Source organism: Tenacibaculum profundi (genome assembly GCF_052050075.1).
GTDB lineage: Bacteria > Bacteroidota > Bacteroidia > Flavobacteriales > Flavobacteriaceae > Polaribacter.
In genome coordinates this window covers 63,337-86,161 of record NZ_CP197225.1, presented here as the reverse complement: position 1 = coordinate 86,161, position 22,825 = coordinate 63,337, and the positions used below count along the sequence as shown (strand labels likewise).

General features: G+C 37.3%; 8 protein-coding genes (1 of these 8 cut by a window edge). 2 read left to right on the top strand and 6 right to left on the bottom strand.

Features of this window, described 5'->3' with window-relative positions; translation table 11 throughout:
- Positions 1 to 19: 19 nt before the first annotated feature.
- Positions 20 to 673 (bottom strand): MIP family channel protein, encoded by a 654-nt coding sequence (locus ACSIGE_RS00220; RefSeq protein WP_440880790.1) that lies wholly within the window; start codon positions 671 to 673, stop codon positions 20 to 22.
- A 126-nt stretch (positions 674 to 799) separates the two neighbouring features.
- Between ACSIGE_RS00220 and ACSIGE_RS00215 the strand changes: the two genes are divergently transcribed.
- Positions 800 to 1,645, top strand: a complete 846-nt coding sequence (locus ACSIGE_RS00215; protein ID WP_440880789.1) for a DUF2911 domain-containing protein — start codon at positions 800 to 802, stop codon at positions 1,643 to 1,645.
- Positions 1,646 to 1,667: 22 nt separating this feature from the next.
- On the opposite strand, the gene msrA is transcribed toward ACSIGE_RS00215, so the two are convergent.
- The gene (gene msrA / locus ACSIGE_RS00210) at positions 1,668 to 2,303 is read right to left on the bottom strand and encodes a peptide-methionine (S)-S-oxide reductase MsrA (protein WP_440880788.1); all 636 of its coding nucleotides are present in this window, start codon (positions 2,301 to 2,303) and stop codon (positions 1,668 to 1,670) included.
- Positions 2,304 to 2,305: 2 nt separating this feature from the next.
- Positions 2,306 to 4,756, bottom strand: a complete 2,451-nt coding sequence (locus tag ACSIGE_RS00205) for a M1 family aminopeptidase (RefSeq protein WP_440880787.1) — start codon at positions 4,754 to 4,756, stop codon at positions 2,306 to 2,308.
- Positions 4,757 to 5,069: 313 nt separating this feature from the next.
- Here ACSIGE_RS00205 and ACSIGE_RS00200 point away from each other — a divergent pair, with 313 nt between their 5' ends.
- Positions 5,070 to 5,861, top strand: coding sequence for a TrmH family RNA methyltransferase (locus ACSIGE_RS00200; RefSeq protein WP_440880786.1), 792 nt, complete (start codon positions 5,070 to 5,072; stop codon positions 5,859 to 5,861).
- A gap of 50 nt (positions 5,862 to 5,911) precedes the next feature.
- On the opposite strand, the gene ACSIGE_RS00195 is transcribed toward ACSIGE_RS00200, so the two are convergent.
- From ACSIGE_RS00195 to ACSIGE_RS00185, 3 genes are all read right to left on the bottom strand, one after another.
- Complete coding sequence (locus ACSIGE_RS00195; RefSeq protein WP_440880726.1) at positions 5,912 to 7,816, bottom strand: OmpA family protein; 1,905 nt, start codon at positions 7,814 to 7,816, stop codon at positions 5,912 to 5,914.
- Positions 7,817 to 7,847: 31 nt separating this feature from the next.
- Positions 7,848 to 8,771, bottom strand: a complete 924-nt coding sequence (locus tag ACSIGE_RS00190) for a PorP/SprF family type IX secretion system membrane protein (RefSeq protein WP_440880725.1) — start codon at positions 8,769 to 8,771, stop codon at positions 7,848 to 7,850.
- Positions 8,772 to 9,103: 332 nt separating this feature from the next.
- Positions 9,104 to 22,825, bottom strand: partial view of a Calx-beta domain-containing protein gene (locus ACSIGE_RS00185; protein WP_440880785.1) — the end only. The gene runs 24,042 nt beyond the window's last position; the window shows 13,722 of its 37,764 coding nt (coding positions 24,043-37,764); the start codon falls outside the window, past its right edge; its stop codon occupies positions 9,104 to 9,106.

Here is a 22,825-nt window from a genome sequence, read left to right as displayed (position 1 = left end):
CTTTTTACTTATTATATAATTAACAACATTGATCATCTTTTACCCATTTGCAAGATAAAACTGCTACAATACCTCCTAAAATAGGAGCTGCTATATACAGCCATAAATGTTCGAAATGTCCTGAAATTATAGCAGGAGCAATAGACCTTGCAGGGTTCATAGATGCCTTAGTGATTGGACCTGCAAACATGGCTTCTAACAAAACAACTCCTCCAATTGCAATTCCAGCCATTACGCCTGTTTCTTTACTTCCTGTTGAAACATTGATAATTGTTACCATCAAAAAGAAAGTAAGCAAAAACTCTAAAAGGAAAGCTCGGTAATCATCTACAACAGGAATAGTAGCTCCATAGTACTCACTTGCAGGAAATAATACCCATAAAATTATACTGGCGCATATTGCGCCCAATAATTGAGCTGTAATATAAAATGGAACTTCTTTCCATTTAAATTTTTTTGCAAAAGCGAATGCAATTGTTACAGCAGGATTAAAATGTGCTCCTGAAATATCACCGAACGCATAAATCATAGCCATTACTATTAACCCCCATGTCATGGCAATTCCAGTATGAGTTAAATCAGTTCCATTTGTTATTTCACTTATAGTCATCGCTCCTGTTCCACAAAAAATTAATGCAAAAGTACCTATCAATTCAGAAATATATTTTTTCACTTGTTAAATGGTTTATAATATTTTTAAAAATTGTAAATATAACTCTCTCAACTTTAAGGTTTTGTTAACATTTATACGTTATTTTACTTGTAATTTTAGAGAATTATTAAAATAAAACCACTTAAAATGATTAAAAAACTTCTTTTAACTTTACTTATGACAACAATAGTTACAAGTATTAATTCACAAGTAAAAACGCCTGCTTCAAGCCCTATTTCTAAAATAGAACAAAAAGTAGGCTTAACTGATGTAACAATTGAATATTCTCGACCAGGAGTAAAAAATAGAGCTATTTTTGGAGAACTTGTACCTTATGACGAGTTTTGGAGAACAGGAGCTAATAAAAATACTATTGTTACTTTTAGTGATGATGTTGTAATTGATGGTAAAAATTTAAAAAAAGGCTCTTATGCTATTTTTACAAAACCTAATAAAAATTCTTGGGAAATTGTTTTCTACTCTGACACAAATAATTGGGGAACACCCAGAAAGTGGGATGATAGCAAAGTTGCTCTAAAAACAACTTCTAAAGTAAAAAACACCCCTATAAAAGTAGAAACTTTTACTATTTCTTTTGATAACATTACTTCCAATTCAGCAATTATTGCTTTCTCTTGGGAAAATACATATGTAGGACTCAAATTAAATACACCAACGGAAAAAAGTGTTGAAGCTAGTATTTCAGAAGTTATGAACGGTCCATCTGCAGGAGATTATTATTCTGCTGCTGTTTACTATTTCCAAAATGGAAAAAATATCAATCAAGCAAAAGATTGGATCAATAAAGCTGTTGAATTAACAAAAGATGAACCTCGATTTTGGTACTTACGTCAACAATCATTGATATTAGCTAAATCAGGAGATAAAAATGGAGCCATCAAAGCAGCCAAAGCTTCATTAGCTAGTGCCGAAAAAGCAGGAAATACCACTTATGTAAAAATGAATAAAGAATTTATTAACAAAACATTATAAATAAAAAAACAACCCCCTAATGCTATTTATGGGGTTGTTTTTTCAATAAATGTGTAAAACTTTTCTTGAATCTATTCAGCCTGGGAATTGAAACGCTTTTTACATAAGGATTATTTGGATGTAATTTTTCGTAATCTTGATGGTACTCTTCTGCTTTATAAAATTTTTCAAATTTGACAACCTCAGTTACTATCTCCTGAGCATAATCTCCACTAGCGCTCAAAGTTTTAATATAATTATGTATTATCTCCTTTTCTTTTTCACTTTGATAAAAAGCAATTGATCTGTATTGTGATCCATAATCTGGATGTTGTCCATTTTTAGTCGTTGGGTTATGAGAACCAAAGAAAATAGCCACTAATGTTTTAAAACTCACCTTTTTTGAATCATAAAAAACTGCAACAGTTTCGGCATGACCTGTATTTCCTCTGCCTACTTTTAAATACGTTGGCTTTTTTGTTTTACCTCCTGAATAACCAGAAATCGCTTCTTCAACACCTTCAACACTTTCAAAAATAGCTTCAACACACCAAAAACAACCACTCGCAAAGTATGCGACCTTTAAACCTTCTTGTTTTTCTTGAAACAAAGAATTCTTAGGTGCCTTAGAAAAAACACCTCCTATTAATAAAATTATTAATATTTTAATATAATGCATTATTATAATAATTTTTCCATTCCTAATTTGATAACCTCTATATTTTTAAATCGATTTTCTGAAGAACTATTTTTTTGATTTTGAATCATTTGTCTTAATAAATTAATTCCTACTTTATCAAAATTATATTGCTTATACTTTAATCCTTTTTCAACTATATCATCAACTAAATTGTTAATCGCTTTTAAATTATCACTACTTGCTATCTTGTCATAGGCCTTTTTATATAAAGATTGTATGTTTTTATTTTGACTCAAAAACATTCCTGACATTACATTACTCGCTATAAAATCTAATTCGTCATTATCATTTTCTTCTAAATATATTCTAGTCAATGGTGTCGCTATAATTTTTTTGACCTCAATAGGTAATGTTTTTGATTTCTCTATTGCCAATTTCTTATCAATATAATACATACCTACCAAGGATTTTCCTAAAACTGCATATGATTTACTTTTAAGTCCTTTTTCAAAAATAGGCTTAAGTTCAGGATCAGTAAGTTTTCCTAAGGTTTCAATTGCCGCGGCTTGAACTAATGTTTTCTTATCATTTATTGCTAAAAACTTAATTTTAGATATAACCTCTTTTTTAGCATATTTATTTGCTAAACTGATATTTTCCAACGCTAGTATTCTAATTTTGTAAAACTTATCATTTAACGCTTCTGCAATCGCTTCAAACACTTTTTTATCTTGTTGGCTATTCGTCATCTGCTGTAAAGCTTCTTTTTTATGATAAAAGTTGGTAGCATGTTGAAGCTGAAAAATATAATCATTCATGACTTTATTTTCATTTATATCGCATAACAACACACCATCGGAATTAATAATAATTAAATTAGGTCGTATGCTGTAAGCTAATTTAAAAGAAGTGTCTTTTTTATCAATAAAAACATTATGTCTTATTCTTTTAGAACCTTCAAAAACATCAATCGCTAAAGGGAATTTAAAACCTTTAGGCTGCAATTGATTTATATTAACTGTTACCGTTTTTTCTAATTTGTTATAATCATATGAAATATCCAACTTTGGATGCCCATTACTGAAATACCATTGATTAAAAAACCAATTTAAATCCTTACCAGAAACCTTTTCAAAAGCCAAACGTAACTGATGTGCTTCCGCTGTTCCATATTTATTGTCTTTTAAATAAGTATTCATACCTAAATTAAAAGCTTCATTACCTATATAATTGCGCAACATATGTAATATTGCACCTCCTTTATTATAACTTACAGCATCAAACATATCCTCTCTATTTTCATAATAAAAGCGAACTAAATTTTTATCTGAATTTTGCCCCTTTTTATATGCTTCCCTATCTTCATATAAATGAGCATCTGCTTCATCTCTTCCATATTTATATTCCAACCACAAATATTCGCTATAATTAGCAAAACTCTCATTTACAGTTAAATTACTCCAACTTTCTGCAGTAACTAAATTACCAAACCAATGATGAAAAGCTTCATGCGCAATTGTATTTTCATGTATATTTTGATCTATTAACTGTCCTGGCATTTGATATGCTCTTTCGCCATGTATTACAGCAGTAGTATTTTCCATGGCTCCGCTTACATAATCTCTACCAACAATTTGAGCATATTTATTCCATGGGTACTCTATACCTGTTATTTTTGAGAAGAAAGCTAACATTTCTGGGGTATTACCAAAAATATCTTTAGCAAAGGGAGCATACTCTTTTTCAACGTAATAATCAACAGGAATATTTTTATACTTGTCTTTGATTATTTCGTATTCACCGACGCCCATAAAAAATAAATATGGTGCGTGTTTTTGTTTAAAGTTCCAATAGTCTGTCCTGGTACCATTATTATGGTTAGTTTGATGCTCAAGTTTACCATTAGATAATGTAATATATTTGCTAGGGACCGTTATATAAATCTCTTGAGAAGTTTTCTGATTAGGACTATCTATGGTCGGAAACCAGCAACTACTTGCTTCTGTTTCTCCTTGTGTCCAAATCTGCGTTGGTTTGTCTTTATCCTTCCCATCAGAATTAATAAAATACAAACCTTTTGCTGAGGTTATTGCAATACTACCTTTCTGTTTTACTTTTTCTGGTCTCGCTATATATTTTATATATAATGTAAACTCTTCTTCTCTTTTATATAGCCTTGGTAAGACAATAGACAACTTTAAATCATTATACGTATATTCAAGATTTTTTCCATTTAAAGAAACATTTTTGATTAACATTCCTTTCGCATCTAAAATAACTTTTTTAGCTTCATAAAAATAAGGACTCATTGTCACCCATTCTTCACCATTCAACTTTTTTTCATTAAAATTAAAATCAACTTTTAATTTAGTATGTTTTAATTCAAACTTTTTCTCATTCTCCGCCCTATACCTATAGTTTAACTGTGCTTCAACTAAATAAACATTAAGTACCAATAAAACAATTAGCGTAATTACATTCTTAAACTTCATATATCTTTTCTTAACTAATTTAAATTTATAATAAAATTAAGAGTTCATCATATTGATATCGTTAATGTTCCGTTAAAAAAATATCGAAATATTTATTTTATACATTTCAAACCGTAAAAATTTTAAAATTAAAATTTTGTAGGAAGACCTCTTAGACAAGGTAAATATAGTAACGTTTATAGAAAACGTGCTTTATTTAATTTATTTTATTTAACTTCAAGACTAAATATAAAAAAACAATAAATTATTTCTTGGTGTTGATTTTTATAAGGTATTTTACTTATTGTTATCCTCATAATAGTATTTTTGCCTCATGAAAATAATTAAGAGTCTGCAGAATCATTTCATCAAAGACATTATAAAGCTTCAGAGTAAATCTCGAGAACGACGCAAAAAAGAACTTTTTCTCATAGAAGGTCAAAGAGAGTTGTCTTTAGCTATAAAAAGTGGTTATGAAATTGAAAATATTTTGATTGAACCTTCGTTATTTGAAAGAAATAAAATAGCCAAATTTGAAATCTCGGAGAATAAAATTTTCGAAATTTCAAAAGACGTTTATAAGAAAATAGCTTACCGTGATTCAACAGAAGGAATAGTAGGTATAGTCAAAACAAAAAAATTTGATTTGGAATTTATCGATTTTAAAAATAAAACTCCTTTAATTTTAGTTTTGGAAGGACTTGAAAAGCCTGGTAACATAGGAGCTATTTTAAGGACTGCAGATGCCGCTAATGTAGATGCTGTTCTGATCGCTAATCCAAAAACAGATATTTTTAATCCTAATATTATTCGTTCAAGTGTGGGATGTGTATTTACAAATCAAATAGGAGTAGGAACCTCTGAGGAGATTTATTCTTTCTTACAAGAAAAAAAAATAAATATATATAGTGCTACTCTCCAGAATTCAAATGAGTATTATAAAAATGATTACACTGGTCCTTCAGCCATTGTTTTAGGAACAGAAGCCTCCGGATTGACAAATCTGTGGAGAAATGAATATTGTCGAAACATTAACATACCAATGTATGGGAAAATTGACTCAATGAATGTTTCTGTAGCGGCTGCTATTTTAACTTTTGAAGCAAAAAGACAGCGTATTTTTTAAATTATTATCATTATACTCAAAAATCATTTTAAAAAATAACCCTAACTATCTTATATTCCTTTATATCCTTTTGTTATAAAAAAATAAGACCTTCTGTTTTGCTCATGTTCTTCTTCCGAACAATTTGATCCGCAATCATTCTGAGGCTGGCTCTCTCCATAACCTATCGCACTTTCTATACGATCAGGGGTAATACCTCTTGATAAAAGATATGATCGTGTAGCGTTTGCCCTCTGCTGTGATAATCGTTGATTAAATAATACTGAGCTCCTGTTATCTGTGTGAGATTCAATACAAATCACCATCGTAGGATGGCTATTCATTACACTAACAATATGTTCCAATTCATACTCAGCATCTGCACGGATAGCAGCTGACCCATAATCAAAATAAATAGGATTAATAACTATTTGATCATCAACTATTAACGAACGTAATGATATATTTACCTCAAGCGACTTCTTATCTTCATCAAGTGTGGATTGCTCTAATTGTCCTTGCTTGTAATCTGACTGTGATGCTACTACTGTAAAATCTTGATCACAATCAAGCTCTGTAAAATTATAAGACCCATTACTATCTGTTAACTGCTCTGATAGTGGTTCTCCTTTATTATTTATCAAACGAACTGAAGCCCCTGAAATCGCAGAACCTGTAACAGAATCACTTATAATACCACTTATTGACTCTTTACACTGATAGATACGAAAACTATAAATATCATCATCGCCTTTACCGCCATCCCTGTTTGATGAAAAATAACCCGCTTTACGAACATCATCTAAAATAAAACCAAAATCATCCATAGGACCATTTATTGGAGATCCTAAATTCATCGGTTTCTCGTAATCTGATCCTTCAATACTACTCTCAAAAACATCCAATGCGCCCAACCCTAAATGTCCGTCTGAAGCAAAATACAATCGGCTATTAGAACCAATGTAAGGAAACATCTCTCTACCTTCTGTGTTAATGATACCTCCCAAGTTCTCCGGAACTCCATAACTCCCATCTGATGAAATCGATACTTTATATAAATCAGTCTCACCAAAGCCCCCTGGCATATCTGACACAAAATAAAGCGTACTTTCATCAAAACTTAATGAAGGGTGACCCACTGAGTAATCATCATCATTGAAAGGTAATTCTTCTATCGCTCCCCAACTACCATCATTCTGTTTATAGCCTCTATAAATCTTCAATTTAGCGGTCTTGCTCTTATCTCCTGAAGTGTTATCTCTTGTAAAATAAATAATCGTACCTTCTTTATTGATAATTGCATTGGACTCGTGAAGGGAACTACTTAAAGAACTCAACTTCTCAGAGGATCCAACATTTAAACTAGCTCCTTCTTTTAACGGATCCTCTAATGACCTATAAATATTTAAATAAGGTTGATTATTCCACTTGTATAACTTCTTATTATCCGAATCGGGTTGGGTGGATGAAAAATATAAATACCCATCATGAACAAAACCTCCAAAATCTGAATATCTTGTATTAACAGCTATATTTTCAATATGAATATATGTCTTAGGACGATTGGTATAGTCTGAAAAATAACTCGTATTACCCTCTAATGATATAACCCTACTATCATCACTCTTTAAATTTTTTAACTTCAACAACCACTTATCGGAATCTATCGTGTTTCCTGTACTCTTTAACACTTGTGAATATCGAAATAAATGCTCCGGAGAAGCTACTCCCTGATAGTCAGACATTAAAACTTCGTAAAAATTAGACGCCTGAGCATATGATGAAATAAAATAATAAGAATCTGCCAACTTACTAATAACTTCATAAGAACGATCTCCTTTATCATAAAGTCCTTGATATAACTCCGCTGATTTACTGTAAGCATACTCTTCAAAGTAACGATCAGCAGCATAACGTCGTTGACCATAACTGCTAAAAAAAACAACTAATAATAGTATAACTATAATCCGTTTCATAATCTCCTGTTTTTGTAATTATTATATTATGTTAAAAAAATCTGGGTGATTTCACCGTTTGAGGTCTAAATAACTCATAACGCAATAAGAATTCATGGGTACCCGAATTATAATTACTATAATTCGATGTTGTTAAATCATAAGCATAACCTAAAGATAATGATCTGCTTACTTGAAAACCTAACAAAGCACTAATCGAATCATCCCAACGCCATGCAATACCTGCGCGAAACTTCTCATTGAATAAAAAGTTAGCTGAAACATCTAATGACAATGGTGCCCCACTAACAACCTTAGTTAGTAAAGCTGGTTTAAACTTGACACTTTTACTTAAAGCGAAAACATAACCCGCTATAAAAAAGTAATGCATACGCTCAACGGCAACACTACCTCCAGCTAAAGTGTCATCATAATGTTCTGTCCGTAAAATATTAGGAACAGCCAAACCTAAATACCATTTATTCGTATAATAATAAACACCTGCTCCTATCGTTGGTAAAAATCTATTAATAGGAACTGATAATTGTTCATCGCCCTTATCTCTGTAAATCCCCTTAGTCCAATCTATATTGAATAACCTTCCACCTAGTTTCAAGCCAAAAGATAAATTACCTTCCTTAGAAGTCCGCACTGTATAAGATACATTCGCATCTATATAAGTTTCACGTGAAGGACCTATAACATCATTTACCAAATTGATACCTAAACCAACTCCACTATAGCCTAATGGAGTATCATAACTTAAATTAAACGTCTGAGGAGCGCCTTCAATACCAACCCATTGGACTCGGCCTAATAAATTGATAACTCCATGTCCCTTAGAGCCTACATAAGCAGGATTAACACTCATCGTATTAAACATGTACTGTGTATAATGTGGATCTTGTTGACTATAAAGGGTAGCGCCTGTAAATAAAAGGCCTAGCATTATAAGGTTCTGTACTATCTTATTCATCTTCGTATACTTTAGGGGTTTATAATTATACTACACGTCTCGATTATTATTTATTATATGTTTGTTTAAAATACCCCTACCCGTATGTAAACTAAGGTAATTCTTTAACCAATATAATTATAAGTTATGACGGCATGATAACTATACCTTTAGACTAAACTTCTTTTTAAGATGTTAAACAGAATATCGTTAATAATGACCAATTCATCTAGCATGTAGTATAGGAGATTTAAATAAAATTAAGTGCATTTAAACAAATGATATGCTAAATGCACTTAATATAATTACATATGCTTTTAGTTATAATAACTAAAGAAAAACACTTTTATAATTTATTCCCTATTGATATATAGCCAACCAATCCTTGGACTAGCTCCAGTCCCTAAATCCAATACATAATAATAAGTACCTGATGGTAATTGCTTTTTTACTTGGATGCTAAATCGACCTGTAGATTCTCCCGACCAACTATTATCATATCGATTCTTGCTATAAACCAATACCCCCCAACGATTATAAATCTCTAATCGATTGTGCTTATAACGTTCCTCCCCTATACAAGAAATTACGAAGGTATCATTAGCACCATCACCATTGGGAGTAAACTCATTATAAACCGTCAAACATGGTAGTGTATCTGGGTCTAAATAATCTGGAGTTCCATCTTCATCTGTATCCAATGCATCCTCTGGACCTCCATCGCCATTTTGATCTGCTGACTCATCAATCGTGGCTATACCATCACCATCATCGTCGATATCTAAATAGTCGGGAAGTCCATCGCCATCACTATCGTCGTTACTTAAATTACCATCGCCATCAACATCTTCTAAAATCGTTAAAATACCATCATCATCATCATCGATATCTTGGTAATCTGGTAAACCATCACCATCAAAATCTGGAGTATCTGGCACATCTCCATTAGTATCAGGATCTACTGAGTCTAACATACCATCGCCATCACTGTCAAGGAAAGTATCTAGTATACCATCACCATCAAGATCCAATAATGGATCACTGCCTCCTTCTTGTAAATCCGTAACGCCATCATCATCACTATCTATATCCTGATAATCTGGAATACCATCAGTATCTGTATCTGGAATACCAGGGCTTGTTCCTCCTCGATTTGGATCTACAACGTCAGCTAAACCATCGCCATCAGTATCACTTTGATCATCGATAACGCCATCTCCATCAATATCTAATGATATATCTGTACCACTTTCTACTAAATCTGAAATACCATCATTATCACTATCTAAATCTTGGAAATCTGATATGCCATCACCATCTGTATCAGTGGGGACAGTAATTCCTCCTGCAGATACATCTAAGTCATCATTGTCTGCTGTATCAATAATACCATCGTTATCGGCATCTGTTGTACTATCTAAAACACCATCACTATTGGCATCAAGTATAATCGCATTCTGCCCACTTTCTACTAAATCTAAAATTCCATCACCATCACTATCTAAATCTAAATGATCTGGAACACCGTCATTATCAGTATCTCTATTTTCGTCACCTAACTGTTCTACAACATCCAAAATACCATCATTATCATCATCCAGATCATATAAATCTTCTACACCATCGCCATCTGTATCCGTTGTCAAGGCATCACCAAAGCCACCTAAACCATCAACCGAATCTGAAATACCATCCCCATCACTATCGGTTTGGTCATCGATAACGCCATCCCCATCTGTATCTAAACTTCCTTGTAGGTCTGGATTATTCGGTTCCTCTACATCTGGAGTTCCATCGCCATCTTCATCTGGTAAGGTATTACCATCAATCAAATTACCGGTATCTATTTGACCGTCATTGTTAGTATCAGCTCCGCCTGCTTCAATAACATCATTAATTCCGTCACCATCACTATCTAAATCTTGATAATCTGGAACACCATCGCCATCAGTATCAGGAGTATTGGAAACTGTGCCTCCATTATCTGAATCAACCAAATCGGGTAAGCCATCATTATCACTATCTGTTTGATCATCAATAACACCATCATTATTAGCATCCAAATTAGAATCTCCTCCTCCTTCTACTAAATCAGAAATACCATCATTATCACTATCCAAATCTTGGTAATCAGGAACTCCATCACCATCAGTATCGTCAGGATTCGTTCTATCATCTCCTACTTCTACGCTAGTTAAAATACCATCACCATCATCATCGATATCTAATACATCTAATATTCCATCACCATCCTGATCATCAGGACCACTGCCGTCACCATTCGAATCGTATTCATCAGCATTACTAATACCATCACCATCACAGTCTGCTGTTCCTATAGCAAATAGATCTGGCATACAAGAATCATTAGGCACAACATCCAAAATATCACAAGTACCATCACCATCACTGTCTGTATTGTCTGGAATACATGGATTACTTGGATCTGGATCTATTACATCACAGACCCCATCACCATCTGCATCTGTGTTATCTGGAATACATGGGTCTGTTATATCGGGATCTACTGTATCGCAAACACCATCCATATCTTCATCATGACTATTGGGAATACATGGATTACCTGGATCTGGATCTATTACATCACAGACCCCATCATTATCAGCATCTGTATTATTTGGAACACATGGATCTGTGGGATCTGGATCAACTGTATCACAAACGCCATCCATATCTTCATCGTTACTATTTGGAATACAAGGATCACTCGGATTTGGGTCTATGACATCACAAATACCATCACCATCACTATCGGCGCTATCAGGCACACAAGGTTCTGTTATATCGGGATCTATAGTATCGCAAACACCATCCATATCTTCATCATGACTATTTGGGATACATGGATTACCTGGATCTGGATCAACCGTATCACAAACACCATCTGCATCGGCATCTGTATTATCGGGTATACAGGGATCATTTGGATCTGGATCAACCGTATCACAAACGCCATCACCATCGGCATCGGTAGCATCTGGTATACAGGGATCGCTTGGATCTGGATCAACCGTATCACAAACACCATCACCATCGCTATCTGGAGCTCCTACAGGACAGGGGTCAGTGACTATCGGATCAACAACATCACAAATGCCATCACCATCTATATCACTTCCAGTAGGAATGCAGGGATCATTTGGATTTGGATCAACCGTATCACAAACGCCGTCACCATCGGCATCTGTAGCATTCGGTATACAGGGATCACTTGGATCTGGATCAACCGTATCACAAACGCCATCATTATCAGCATCAACTGAATTCGGATCACATGACTCATTTGGATTTGGGTCTATCGTATCACAGATTCCATCGCCATCTGCATCCCTGGCATCTGGAATACAGGGATCTGTGGGATTGGGATCTACAGTATCACAATAACCATCACCATCACTATCTGCACTATCTGAATCACATGGATCATTCGGATTCGGATCTATGGTATCACAAACGCCATCACCATCAGCATCTGTAGCATCTGGTATACAGGGATCAGTGGGATTCGGGTCTATAGTATCACAATAACCATCACCATCTTCATCCATAGAATTTGGATTACATGGATCATTGGGATTTGGGTCTATCGTATCACAAACGCCATCACCATCAGCATCTGTCGCATCTGGTATACATGGATCTGTGGGATTTGGATCTACCGTGTCACAATAACCATCGCCATCTTCATCTAATGAATTGGGATCACATGGATCACTTGGATTTGGATCTATAATATCACAAACGCCATCGCCATCACTATCTGCTCCATTGGGAACGCATGGATTTGTTGGGTTAGGATCAACACTATCGCATATCCCGTCGCCATCGCTATCTAAATCAAGAGAGCTACAAGGTGTTACAACTTCTGGATCTACAGTATCACAAACGCCATCGCCATCGGCATCTATAGCGTCTGGAATACACGGATCATTGGGACCTGGATCAACAGTATCACAATAACCATCGCCATCACTATCAGTCGCATCTGGTATACACGGATCATTGGGACCTGGATCAACAATATCACAATAACCATCACCATCTGTGTCAGTACTTTTGGGAACACAAGAATCACTCGGGTTTGGATCTACCGTGTCACAAACGCCATCATTATCAGCATCGGTATTATCAGGAACGCAAGGATCTGTAGGATTTGGATCTATCGTATCACAAACGCCATCATTATCAGCATCCGTACTATCTGGTATACAAGGATCACTCGGATTCGGATCTACTGTATCACAATAACCGTCACCATCGGCATCGGTAGCATCTGGTATACAGGGATCGCTTGGATTCGGATCTACTGTATCACATACACCGTCATTGTCAGCATCGGTATTGTCAGGAATACATGGATCACTTGGATCTGGATCAACCGTATCACAAACGCCATCATTATCAGCATCGGTATTATCGGGAATACAAGGATCATTGGGACCTGGATCTATAGCATCACAATAACCATCGCCATCAGTATCTGTTGAATCTGGTAAACATGGATTGTTTACATCATTATCTGTAATTGTTCCTCCACCAACTAAATCTGTCATAGTTATCGCCTCGGGACTTGGGGAACCTATAAAAACATTACTCAATAAGACTTCATAAGTTTCTGTTGTCTCATAAACATTATTGTCAATAGTTGTTATTGGAATAATAACTGTTGTACTTCCTTCAGGTATTGTATAACTTACATTGATTTGTTGTAAATAATCGGTTCCAAATGTAGCAGTTAAATCATTGGTTGAAACATCAAACGTTACATCGTACTGCGATGCATTACTTAAAGTAGCCGTAAAGTTTGCTATACTTCCTTCGGCAACTGTAATATCATCGATACTAATCGTTGGAGCATTATCACCTAAATCGGTAATCGTTCCGGATCCTACCAAGTCAGTTGTTGTAATGGCCTCTGCTGGAGTTGAACCAATACTTACATTACTCATCGTAACAGTATAGGTCTCATTGGTTGGCTCATACGTAGTATCATTGATCGTTACCACCGGAATCATTACAGTGGTACTTCCTGCTAGAATCGTATAACGTACACTACTTTGTGATGTATAATCATCGCTTGCGGTGGCCGAGCCATCACTCGTGCTTACATCAAAAGTAACATCATATTGGGAGGGGTTGCTTAAGGTAGCCGTAAAGTTTGCTGTACTTCCTTCGGCAACTGTAATATCATCGATACTAATCGTTGGAGCACTATCACCTAAATCGGTAATCGTTCCGGCTCCTACTAAGTCAGTTGTTGTAATAGCCTCTGCTGGAGTTGAACCAATACTCACGTTACTCATCGTAACAGTATAGGTCTCATTGGTTGGCTCGTAGGTAGTGTCATCAGTCGTTACTACCGGAATCGTTACTGTGGTACTTCCGGCTAAAATCGTATAAAGTACACTACTTTGTGATGTATAATCATCGCCTGCGGTGGCCGAGCCATCACTCGTGCTTACATCAAAAGTAACATCATACTGAGCAGCATTACTTAAAGTAGCCGTAAAGTTTGCTGTACTTCCTTCGGCAACTGTAATATCATCGATACTAATCGTTGGAGCACTATCACCTAAATCGGTAATCGTTCCGGATCCTACCAAGTCCGTTGTTGTAATGGCCTCTGCTGGAGTTGAACCAATACTCACGTTACTCATCGTAACAGTATAGGTCTCATTAGTTGGCTCATAGGTAGTATCATTAATCGTTACCACCGGAATCGTTACTGTGGTACTTCCGGCTAAAATCGTATAACGTACACTACTTTGTGATGTATAATCATCGCCTGCGGTGGCAAAGCCATCACTCGTGCTTACATCAAAAGTAACATCATACTGAGCAGCATTACTTAAAGTAGCCGTAAAGTTTGCTGTACTTCCTTCGGCAACTGTAATATCATCGATACTAATCGTTGGAGCACTATCACCTAAATCGGTAATCGTTCCGGATCCTACCAAGTCCGTTGTTGTAATGGCCTCTGCTGGAGTTGAACCAATACTCACGTTACTCATCGTAACAGTATAGGTCTCATTAGTTGGCTCATAGGTAGTATCATTAATCGTTACCACCGGAATCGTTACTACGGTACTTCCGGCTGGAATCGTATAAAGTACACTACTTTGGGCTGTATAATCATCGCCTGCGGTGGCCGAGCCATCACTAGTGCTTACATCAAAAGTAACATCATATTGTGAAGGATGACTTAAGGTAGCCGTAAAGTTTGCTGTACTTCCTTCGGCAACTGTAATATCATCGATACTAATCGTTGGAGCACTATCACCTAAATCGGTAATCGTTCCGGATCCTACCAAATCTGTCGTGGTAATGGCCTCTGCTGGAGTTGAACCAATACTCACGTTACTCATCGTAACAGTATAGGTCTCATTGGTTGGCTCATAGGTAGTGTCATTGATCGTTACCACCGGAATCGTTACTGTGGTACTTCCGGCTAAAATCGTATAAAGTACACTACTTTGTGATGTATAATCATCGCCTGCGGTGGCCGAGCCATCACTCGTACTTACATCAAAAGTAACATCATATTGTGAAGGATTACTTAAAATAGCGGTAAAGTTTGCTGTACTTCCTTCGGCAACTGTAATATCATCGATACTAATCGTTGGAGCACTATCACCTAAATCGGTAATCGTTCCGGATCCTACCAAGTCAGTTGTTGTAATAGCCTCTGCTGGAGTTGAACCAATACTTACGTTACTCATCGTAACAGTATAGGTCTCATTAGTTGGCTCGTAGGTAGTGTCATTGATCGTTACTACCGGAATCGTTACTACGGTACTTCCGGCTGGAATCGTATAAAGAATACTACTTTGAGCTGTATAATCATCGCCTGCGGTGGCCGAGCCATCACTCGTGCTTACATCAAAAGTAACATCATATTGTGAAGGATTACTTAAAGTAGCCGTAAAGTTTGCTGTACTTCCTTCGGCAACTATAATATCATCGATACTAATCGTTGGAGCACTATCGCCTAAATCGGTAATCGTTCCGGATCCTACCAAGTCCGTTGTTGTAATGGCCTCTGCTGGAGTTGAACCAATACTCACATTACTCATCGTAACAGTATAGGTCTCATTGGTTGGCTCGTAGGTAGTGTCATTGATCGTTACCACCGGAATCGTTACTGTGGTACTTCCGGCTAAAATCGTATAAAGTACACTACTTTGTGATGTATAATCATCGCCTGCGGTGGCCGAGCCATCACTAGTGCTTACATCAAAAATAACATCATATTGGGAGGGATGACTTAAGGTAGCCGTAAAGTTTGCTATACTTCCTTCGGCAACTGTAATATCATCGATACTAATCGTTGGAGCACTATCGCCTAAATCGGTAATCGTTCCGGATCCTACCAAGTCAGTTGTTGTAATGGCCTCTGCTGGAGTTGAACCAATACTCACGTTACTCATCGTAACAGTATAGGTCTCATTGGTTGGCTCGTAGGTAGTATCATTAATCGTTACAACTGGAATCGTAACCGTGGTACTTCCTGCGGTAATTGTATATATCTGACTCGTTTGTGACGTATAATCATCGCTTGCAGTGGCCGAGCCATCACTCGTACTTACATCAAAAGTAACATCATATTGGGAGGGATGACTTAAAGTAGCCGTAAAGTTTGCTGTACTTCCTTCGGCAACTGTAATATCATCGATACTAATCGTTGGAGCACTATCACCTAAATCGGTAATCGTTCCGGATCCTACCAAATCTGTCGTGGTAATGGCCTCTGCTGGAGTTGAACCAATACTCACGTTACTCATCGTAACAGTATAGGTCTCATTGGTTGGCTCGTAGGTAGTATCATTGATCGTTACTACCGGAATCGTTACTGTGGTACTTCCGGCTAAAATCGTATAACTTTGACTACTTTGTGATGTATAATCATCGCCTGCGGTGGCCGAGCCATCACTCGTGCTTACATCAAAAGTAACATCATATTGGGAGGGATGACTTAAAGTAGCCGTAAAGTTTACTGTACTTCCTTCGGCAACTGTAATATCATCGATACTAATCGTTGGAGCACTATCACCTAAATCGGTAATCGTTCCGGATCCTACCAAGTCAGTTGTTGTAATGGCCTCTACTGGAGTTGAACCAATACTCACGTTACTCATCGTAACAGTATAGGTCTCATTGGTTGGCTCATACGTACTATCATCAGTCGTTACCACCGGAATCGTTACTGTGGTACTTCCGGCTGGAATCGTATAAAGAATACTACTTTGAGCTGTATAATCATCGCCTGCGGTGGCCGAGCCATCACTCGTGCTTACATCAAAAGTAACATCATATTGGGAGGGATGACTTAAGGTAGCCGTAAAGTTTGCTGTACTTCCTTCGGCAACTGTAATATCATCGATACTAATCGTTGGAGCACTATCACCTAAATCGGTAATCGTTCCGGATCCTACCAAGTCAGTTGTTGTAATGGCCTCTGCTGGAGTTGAACCAATACTTACATTACTCATCGTAACAGTATAGGTCTCATTGGTTGGCTCGTAGGTAGTGTCATTGATCGTTACCACCGGAATCATTACTGTGGTACTTCCGGCTGGAATCGTATAACGTACACTACTTTGTGATGTATAATCATCGCCTGCGGTGGCCGAGCCATCACTCGTGCTTACATCAAAAGTAACATCATATTGGGAGGGATGACTTAAGGTAGCCGTAAAGTTTGCTATACTTCCTTCGGCAACTGTAATATCATCGATACTAATCGTTGGAGCACTATCACCTAAATCGGTAATCGTTCCGGATCCTACCAAGTCAGTTGTTGTAATAGCCTCTGCTGGAGTTGAACCAATACTTACATTACTCATCGTAACAGTATAGGTCTCATCAGTTGGCTCATACGTAGTATCATTGATCGTTACCACCGGAATCGTTACTGTGGTACTTCCTGCGGTAATTGTATATATCTGACTCGTTTGTGACGTATAATCATCGCCTGCGGTGGCCGAGCCATCACTCGTGCTTACATCAAAAGTAACATCATATTGGGAGGGATGACTTAAGGTAGCCGTAAAGTTTGCTGTACTTCCTTCGGCAACTGTAATATCATCGATACTAATCGTTGGAGCACTATCACCTAAATCGGTAATCGTTCCGGATCCTACCAAGTCAGTTGTTGTAATGGCCTCTGCTGGAGTTGAACCAATACTTACGTTACTCATTGTAACAGTATAGGTCTCATTGGTTGGCTCGTAGGTAGTGTCATTGATCGTTACCACCGGAATCGTTACTGTGGTACTTCCGGCTGGAATCGTATAACGTACACTACTTTGGGCTGTATAATCATCGCCTGCGGTGGCCGAGCCATCACTCGTGCTTACATCAAAAGTAACATCATATTGGGAGGGATGACTTAAGGTAGCCGTAAAGTTTGCTGTACTTCCTTCGGCAACTGTAATATCATCGATACTAATCGTTGGAGCACTATCACCTAAATCGGTAATCGTTCCGGATCCTACCAAGTCCGTTGTTGTAATGGCCTCTGCTAGAGTTGAACCAATACTCACGTTACTCATCGTAACAGTATAGGTCTCATTAGTTGGCTCATACGTACTATCATCAGTCGTTGCTACTGGAATAATTACCGTAGTACTTCCTGCTGGAATCGTATAACGTACACTACTTTGGGCTGTATAATCATCGCCTGCGGTGGCCGAGCCATCACTCGTGCTTACATCAAAAGTAACATCATATTGGGAGGGATGACTTAAGGTAGCCGTAAAGTTTGCTGTACTTCCTTCGGCAACTGTAATATCATCGATACTAATCGTTGGAGCATTATCACCTAAATCGGTAATCGTTCCGGATCCTACCAAATCTGTCGTGGTAATGGCCTCTGCTGGAGTTGAACCAATACTTACGTTACTCATCGTAACAGTATAGGTCTCATTGGTTGGCTCGTAGGTAGTGTCATTGATCGTTACCACCGGAATCGTTACTGTGGTACTTCCGGCTGGAATCGTATAACGTACACTACTTTGGGCTGTATAATCATCGCCTGCGGTGGCCGAGCCATCACTCGTGCTTACATCAAAAGTAACATCATATTGGGAGGGATGACTTAAGGTAGCCGTAAAGTTTGCTGTACTTCCTTCGGCAACTGTAATATCATCGATACTAATCGTTGGAGCACTATCACCTAAATCGGTAATCGTTCCGGATCCTACCAAGTCCGTTGTTGTAATGGCCTCTGCTGGAGTTGAACCAATACTCACGTTACTCATCGTAACAGTATAGGTCTCATTAGTTGGCTCATACGTACTATCATCAGTCGTTGCTACTGGAATAATTACCGTAGTACTTCCTACTGGAATCGTATAACGTACACTACTTTGTGATGTATAATCATCGCCTGCGGTGGCCGAGCCATCACTCGTGCTTACATCAAAAGTAACATCATATTGGGAGGGATGACTTAAGGTAGCCGTAAAGTTTGCTGTACTTCCTTCGGCAACTGTAATATCATCGATACTAATCGTTGGAGCACTATCACCTAAATCGGTAATCGTTCCGGATCCTACCAAGTCCGTTGTTGTAATGGCCTCTGCTGGAGTTGAACCAATACTTACATTACTCATCGTAACAGTATAGGTCTCATCAGTTGGCTCGTAGGTAGTATCATTGATCGTTACCACCGGAATCGTTACTGTGGTACTTCCGGCTAAAATCGTATAAAGTACACTACTTTGTGATGTATAATCATCGACTGCGGTGGCCGAGCCATCACTCGTGCTTACATCAAAAGTAACATCATATTGGGAAGGATGACTTAAGGTAGCCGTAAAGTTTGCTGTACTTCCTTCGGCAACTGTAATATCATCGATACTAATCGTTGGAGCACTATCACCTAAATCGGTAATCGTTCCGGATCCTACCAAGTCCGTTGTTGTAATGGCCTCTGCTGGAGTTGAACCAATACTCACGTTACTCATCGTAACAGTATAGGTCTCATTAGTTGGCTCGTAGGTAGTATCATTGATCGTTACCACCGGAATCGTTACTGTGGTACTTCCGGCTAAAATCGTATAAAGTACACTACTTTGTGATGAATAATCATCGCCTGCGGTGGCCGAGCCATCACTCGTACTTACATCAAAAGTAACATCATACTGAGCAGCATTACTTAAAGTAGCCGTAAAGTTTGCTGTACTTCCTTCGGCAACTGTAATATCATCGATACTAATCGTTGGAGCACTATCACCTAAATCGGTAATCGTTCCGGATCCTACCAAGTCAGTTGTTGTAATGGCCTCTGCTGGAGTTGAACCAATACTTACATTACTCATCGTAACAGTATAGGTCTCATTGGTTGGCTCGTAGGTAGTGTCATTGATCGTTACCACCGGAATCGTTACTGTGGTACTTCCGGCTGGAATCGTATAACTTTGACTACTTTGTGATGTATAATCATCGCCTGCGGTGGCCGAGCCATCACTCGTGCTTACATCAAAAGTAACATCATATTGGGAGGGATGACTTAAGGTAGCCGTAAAGTTTGCTGTACTTCCTTCGACAACTGTAATATCATCGATACTAATCGTTGGAGCACTATCGCCTAAATCGGTAATCGTTCCGGATCCTACCAAGTCAGTTGTTGTAATTAAAGTTCCCGTTCCTGTCTGAACATTACTCAATGTTACTGTATACGTTTCATTCGTTGGTTCATACGTACTATCATTAGTCGTTACTACTGGAATCGTTACCGTAGTATTTCCTGCGGTAATCGTGTAACTTTGACTCGTTTGTGATGTGTAATCACTTCCTCCCATTGCCGTGCCATCACTCGTAGTTACATCAAAAGTAACATCACAGGCTATCGCTTGGCTTATAGTAGCTGTAAAATTTGCTATGGTTCCTTCAGCAACCGTAACATCATCAATGCTAATCGTCGGAACTGGATCTACAGTAATTTGTACAACATTGCTTAAGGCAGTACAAGTAACTCCATTAAGTAAAGAAGATACTTCTCTTCTATACCACATGGTCTGAGTAAGCACTCCTGCATCATACGTGGCATTAGTAGCTCCTCCAATAGGTGTAAAGATAGATCCGTCGGTGCTACTTTCCCATTGATAACTCAAAGTTCCGCTTCCTGTGGAAGCTACTGTTTCTGTAAAGGCGACCGGATCATCTCCTAAACAAATTGTTTGATTTGATCCAACAGTTCCACCTGTTACATCATTTATAATTAAAGTAGCTTCCGAAGTCGTTACACTAGCACATCCGTTTTTTGTACTGGTTACTAACAATCTGTATTTATTATTCGAAGCTCCTACCAAAGGATTCGTTAAAGTTAAACTTGCTGTTGTTGCATTGCTATAAATTCCTCCGTTAGGAATATTAGTCCATGAGCTACTAGTATTTAATTGTTCTTGCCATTGATATACTAAATCTGCAGTATTGGGTGTACTTCCGCTATAATCTGGTATGGTTGCCGGTGCTGTACCTGTAAATGTCGTTGTACTTAAAGAGGAAGCTGCTCCCGTAAAGGTTACATTCTCACCTAAACAGATGGTGGTATCGCTAGGTTGGGTATCTACTTGTAAACTACTGGCTTCTATTTCGTTACCCGTTAAACCATCATAACCTCCTGTTCCTCCGGTAACTTGTCCATTACCATCAAATCCTGTTCCGTCTAAGTATCCATCAGAATCGCCATCGGTTCCTCCTGATTCTAAAACATCATAACAGCCATCGTTATCACTATCTAAATCAAGATAGTCTTGTATTCCATCTCCATCTGTATCTACTGAAGAACAAATTTTCATGTTTACAGTACCATGATTAGTAGATGTAACTGTATAAGAAACTTCTGTAAAACCAACTACTGAAGAAAGGGTTAATTCTACCGTAGACATTGAGCTATGTGATACAGAAGTATTAACAGAACTATTATTAACGATAGTAGTCTCGCTAGGACAATTAGATATTACAGATTGGCTTCCTGTTGTATTTGTAATGAAATCTCCACTTTCTGTATCCTCCATACATCCCATAATAAAAGTAACTTCATTTACAACCCTATCAAAAGTTACTGTAAAAGTTCTACCTATATTAATATTCGTAGCACCAACAACGGAGGTATAATCTTCTCCTGAACAATCACGACCAGCACCTGACAAACAACTATTCCCAATCAAATACGGACCAGGAGAAGTCGCAGTATAATTGACTATTTCGCCAAAATCATTTAAGTAAGAACCTGTCGTATCTCCACTACTACTACCTACATCCGTTATAATACATGATCCTTTATTTTCAACAGCATCTAATATCCCATCATTATCATTATCCAAATCACAGGAATCAGCTACACCATCTGAATCATTATCTGCAAAACCAGAAATAGAAACATCACAACATGATATACTATCAGAACTATCAGTAACTGGAGCTGCGGTAGATTGACCTCCAGAAGTTACTGAAGGAACACCATTAGCATCTACTCCTCCTGTAAATGCTCCTGATGACAGTTGTGTATATACATAACTTCCTGCTCCTTCCAATGCATCAAAACAACCATCGTTATCACTATCGGTGTCTAAGTGATCGTATATCCCATCTCCATCTGTATCTATCGGACTGTAAACTCTTAAATTATCTATTCCTAAATTATTAGGTTGTCCGTTAAAATCGATATTAAAATAAAATCCTAAATTAGTCCCTATGCGAGGATCTCCAGGATTTAAAATTATTGTATATTCCCAAGTAAGTGTTTGACCACTTACAGGAACTGGAGTTCTAGAGGTTTGATCCAAGATAATATCACCAGGAGAATCGCCTGACGATCCATTTTGAGTGAGACCTGAATTGATGTTCGTAGGATATCCTTGATTATTAAAATTCATAATATCAACCAAAACCTTATATTCACCAGCTACATTAAAACTTCCTAAATCAATAAAAGCCGTCCCAACCGAATTTGTATTACTACTATTCCAATGTAAAATATCTGTACCTTCTGTAGCTGATACTCCACAACAATTATAATTTCCAAAACCAGTTAAAAAACCAGTTGA

Excerpts from the sequence above, each read along its gene's own strand:
- ACSIGE_RS00215 (WP_440880789.1), top strand. The coding sequence starts at position 800 with ATGATTAAAAAACTTCTTTTAACTTTACTTATGACAACAATAGTTACA.
- msrA (WP_440880788.1), bottom strand. The coding sequence starts at position 2,303 with ATGCATTATATTAAAATATTAATAATTTTATTAATAGGAGGTGTTTTT.
- ACSIGE_RS00205 (WP_440880787.1), bottom strand. The coding sequence starts at position 4,756 with ATGAAGTTTAAGAATGTAATTACGCTAATTGTTTTATTGGTACTTAAT.
- ACSIGE_RS00200 (WP_440880786.1), top strand. The coding sequence starts at position 5,070 with ATGAAAATAATTAAGAGTCTGCAGAATCATTTCATCAAAGACATTATA.
- ACSIGE_RS00195 (WP_440880726.1), bottom strand. The coding sequence starts at position 7,816 with ATGAAACGGATTATAGTTATACTATTATTAGTTGTTTTTTTTAGCAGT.
- ACSIGE_RS00190 (WP_440880725.1), bottom strand. The coding sequence starts at position 8,771 with ATGAATAAGATAGTACAGAACCTTATAATGCTAGGCCTTTTATTTACA.